The following is a 3,161-nucleotide window of genomic DNA, read 5'->3' as shown; positions in this document are numbered from 1 at the left end:
TCAGAACGACCGCGACCCGGCGCATCCTGACCTCAGAACGAGTCCTTCCCGGCGCATCCTGACCGGGCACCACCGAGCCGTCAGGGACGGAACAAGCACCGGATTCACGCTCAGATCCACAGGCCGTCGACCGCGATGATTGGGCCGCCGCCCGACCGGGGCAGGCAGCGGCGCATGAAACTCACCGAACTCACGGGACTCTCGTTCCTCCCTGCAGACTTCCCACTCCCTCTGGACGTCCCGTTCACGACGACGCTGGCTCGCCGTGAGGCCGGGCTGCTGGGCAAGGACCTGACCTGGTTGGTCGCCCAGGGCTTCGTCCGGCGCCTGGTCAAGGGCGTGTACGTCGCCAACCAGGTCCCCGACAGCCTCGAACTTCGCTGTGCGGCCCTGAGGCTCACGGTCCCCTCCGACGCCGTGGTGTGCGACCGCCACGCCGGCTGGCTCCACGGCGCCGACATGGTCCTGGCGCCCGGCGAGCATCTCCACCTCGCACCCGTCTGCGTCTTCCTGCCTGCTGCGGGTCGTCGTCTCCGCAACGGCCTCGTCGACAGCGGCGAACGCACGTTCGCACGAGGGGACGTGGTGGAGATCCACGGCCTGCGTGTCACCTCGCCGCTGCGCACGACCTGGGACCTCGGCAGGAATCGGTACGTCGAGCGCTCCCTCGCGTCGATGGATCAGATGCTGCGGCTCGGGCAGTTCACCCGGGAGGAGCTCATCGCCGGGGTACCGCGCTTCCGGCGCATGAGGTGGGTGCGCACTCTTCGCGTGATGGTGGCGTACGTCGACGGACGGGCCGAGTCTCCGCCGGAATCGATCCTGCGCCTGCGGTGGATCCAGGCGAACCTGCCGACACCGGAGCCGCAGCTGGAGGTGTTCGACGTCAACGGCACGTTCCTCGCGCGTCTCGACATCGGTCACGCGGCGCTGTGGTTCGCGGTGGAGTACGACAGCGACGAGTGGCACTCGACGCCTGAGCAGCTCGAGCACGACCGGACCCGGCGTGCGCTCGTCGAGGCGGAGACGCCGTACCTCATCAAGGCGATCCGGCGGGAGAACCTGTTCGGCCCCCGCTCCGACGCCGAGGTGATCCTCCGTCGCGGCATCGTCGAGGCGCGGCAGCGGATGGGACGCTGACCGGCAGGTCAGGATGCGCCGGGTCGACGCAAGATCCGGGTCAGGATGCGCCGGGTCGACGCAAGATCCAGGTCAGGATGCGCCGGGTCGACGCACAACCCGGGTCAGGATGCGCCGGGTCGCGTCAGAAGATGATCTCGCCCGACTTGCGGCGCGAGCGCAGGAGCTGGATCGCCTCGTCGAGGATGACCTCGGCCTCCTTGTCGGAGCGGCGCTCCTTCACGTAGGCGAGGTGGGTCTTGTAGGGCTCGATCTTCGGCGCCGGCGGGGCGTTGTCGGAGTCGAGCCCGGCGGGGAGACCGCACTTGGGGCAGTCCCACGAGTCGGGGACGGACGCCTCGACGGAGAAGGTGATCACCGAGCGGTGGTCGTTCGCACAGAAGTACGTGACCGCCTGACGGGGCGCGGCCTCGCCGCGCTCCGCCTCACCCATCGGACCCGCACCGACGCGACTACCGCGGATCGCGTTCCCACCACCAGCCAACGGATTCTCTCCTCAAGCCCTCGGACGACCCGGTGTCCGGGTCGGTTGCAAGACGGTCTGTGCTGTCAGTTCTGATAGGCGAGCAGGAGGCCCAGCGCGATGACGCAGGCGAACCAGATGACGCCGATGCCGACCGTGAACCGGTCGAGGTTGCGCTCGGCGATCGAGGAGCCGCCGAGCGAGCTCGACACACCGCCACCGAACATGTCCGAGAGGCCGCCGCCCCGACCCTTGTGCAGCAGCACGAGCAGGATCAGGATCAGGCTCGTGAGCACGAGCAGCACAGTCAGAAGCGTCGACACGCGAGGAATCCTACGTCAGGACCGGGGCTAGCCCAGCACCGGCATGTCGTAGAACCGGCAGATCCCGCCGAACTCGTCGGCCTCCAGGCTCGCACCCCCGACGAGGGCGCCGTCGACGTCGGCCTTGGCCATGATCCCGGCGACGTTGGCGGCCTTGACCGAGCCCCCGTAGAGGATCCGGACGGCGTCGGCGGCCTCGTCGCCGTACGACTCGCGGACCTGCCCGCGGATGGCCGCGCACACCTCCTGGGCGTCGTCCGGGGTGGCGACCTCGCCGGTGCCGATGGCCCACACCGGCTCGTAGGCGATGACCAGCCCGCCGACCTGCGCCTTCGACAGCCCGGCGAGGGAGCCCTCGACCTGGGCCATCGTGTACGGCACGTGCTCGCCGGCCTGCCGGACCTCCAGGCCCTCGCCCACGCACACGATCGGCGTCATCTTCGCCCCGAGAGCGGCCTTGGCCTTCGCGTTGACGACCTCGTCCGTCTCGGCGTGGTACTGGCGGCGCTCGGAGTGGCCGACCACGACGTAGGAGCAGCCGAGCTTGGCGAGCATGGCCGCGGAGATCTCGCCGGTGTAGGCGCCGCCCGCGTACGGGGAGACGTCCTGCGCGCCGTACCTGATCGAGAGCCGGTCGCCGTCGACGAGCGTCTGCACGGAGCGGAGGTCCGTGAACGGCGGGATCACCGCAACCTCGACCTTGCCGTAGTCGTGCCTCTTGTCGGACAGCGTCCAGGCGAGCTTCTGCACCAGCACCACGGCCTCGGCGTGGTTGAGGTTCATCTTCCAGTTGCCCGCCATCAGCGGGATGCGGCTCGCGGCCATGGTCAGGCTCCTTGGTCTTCGAGGACGGTGATGCCGGGCAGCTCCTTGCCCTCGAGGTACTCGAGGCTGGCACCTCCGCCGGTCGAGATGTGGCCGAAGGCGGCCTCGTCGAAGCCGAGGGCTCGTACGGCGGCCGCCGAGTCCCCTCCGCCGACGACCGAGAGTCCGTCGACCTTCGTCAGCGCCTCGGCCACCGCACGCGTGCCCTCGGCGAAGGCCGGCTGCTCGAAGACGCCCATCGGGCCGTTCCAGAACACCGTCCGGGCGTCGGCGAGCGCCGCTGCGAAGGCGGCACCCGACTCCGGGCCGATGTCGAGGCCGAGCGCCCCGGCGGGGATCGCGTCGGCGGCGACCACCCGGGCGGACGCCTCGTCGCCGAAGCTGTCGGCCACGACGATGTCGGTCGGCAG

Annotated in this window: 5 protein-coding genes; 1 reads left to right on the top strand and 4 read right to left on the bottom strand. The window is 70.0% G+C overall.

Translation table 11 applies throughout. From position 1 onward, the window contains the following. The first annotated feature begins 174 nt into the window (after positions 1-174). On the top strand, positions 175-1,140 hold the full coding sequence (locus FHP29_RS12150) for a hypothetical protein (protein WP_139623111.1): 966 nt from the start codon (positions 175-177) through the stop codon (positions 1,138-1,140). Between the two features lie 124 nt (positions 1,141-1,264). On the opposite strand, the gene FHP29_RS12145 is transcribed toward FHP29_RS12150, so the two are convergent. From FHP29_RS12145 to pgk, 4 genes are all read right to left on the bottom strand, one after another. Next, positions 1,265-1,624: an RNA polymerase-binding protein RbpA gene (locus FHP29_RS12145; RefSeq protein WP_139623110.1), complete on the bottom strand. Its 360-nt coding sequence runs from the start codon at positions 1,622-1,624 to the stop codon at positions 1,265-1,267. A gap of 65 nt (positions 1,625-1,689) precedes the next feature. Continuing rightward, positions 1,690-1,926 carry a preprotein translocase subunit SecG gene (secG, locus tag FHP29_RS12140; protein ID WP_139623109.1) on the bottom strand — a complete coding sequence of 79 codons (237 nt, stop codon included), beginning with the start codon at positions 1,924-1,926 and terminating at the stop codon, positions 1,690-1,692. 27 nt (positions 1,927-1,953) lie between these two features. Further along, positions 1,954-2,751 (bottom strand): triose-phosphate isomerase, encoded by a 798-nt coding sequence (gene tpiA / locus FHP29_RS12135; protein WP_139623108.1) that lies wholly within the window; start codon positions 2,749-2,751, stop codon positions 1,954-1,956. A gap of 2 nt (positions 2,752-2,753) precedes the next feature. Further along, a partial coding sequence (pgk, locus tag FHP29_RS22720; RefSeq protein ID WP_240044464.1) for a phosphoglycerate kinase occupies positions 2,754-3,161 on the bottom strand: 408 nt, incomplete at its 5' end.

This window comes from Nocardioides albidus (genome assembly GCF_006335005.1).
Classification (GTDB): domain Bacteria; phylum Actinomycetota; class Actinomycetes; order Propionibacteriales; family Nocardioidaceae; genus Nocardioides; species Nocardioides albidus.
This window is presented reverse-complemented; position numbering and strand designations above follow the sequence as displayed.

Bases quoted from the DNA above. Each gene is read 5' to 3' on its own strand.
- FHP29_RS12150 (WP_139623111.1), top strand. From the start codon at position 175: ATGAAACTCACCGAACTCACGGGACTCTCGTTCCTCCCTGCAGACTTC.
- tpiA (WP_139623108.1), bottom strand. From the start codon at position 2,751: ATGGCCGCGAGCCGCATCCCGCTGATGGCGGGCAACTGGAAGATGAAC.